The organism is Bacillus sp. SIMBA_031 (assembly GCF_046535225.1).
In the GTDB taxonomy this organism is placed as follows: Bacteria; Bacillota; Bacilli; order Bacillales; family Bacillaceae; genus Bacillus; species Bacillus velezensis.
The window spans coordinates 1-254 of sequence record NZ_JAWRXC010000469.1 but is presented as its reverse complement, the minus strand read 5'-3'; the positions used below and the strand labels follow the sequence as shown (position 1 = coordinate 254).

Below are 254 nucleotides of genomic sequence, written 5' to 3'. Positions count from 1 at the left end.
GATCTGCTAACCAGCGGGGGTATCCTGGAGACTAAGAAGATCGGCGACATGGCGCAGGATCGCGGTGTCGCGATGGCGATCCACATGGCGGAAAGTCCGATCGCTGCGATGGCGGCTGCCCATGTCGCGACGGCGACCGAGAATTTCATGGCGCTCGAATATCATTCGGCGGATGTCGATTGGTGGGACGATATTGTCACCGGCCTTCCAAAGCCCCTCGTCAAGGATGGCTTCATCACCGTGCCGGACAAGCC

Annotated in this window: 1 protein-coding gene; it reads left to right on the top strand. The window is 59.8% G+C overall.

Annotated elements, in window-relative coordinates:
* Nucleotides 1-48 precede the first annotated feature (48 nt).
* Nucleotides 49-254: enolase C-terminal domain-like protein (locus tag SB724_RS21050; protein WP_410572920.1), on the top strand; the 206-nt coding region annotated here is incomplete at its 3' end.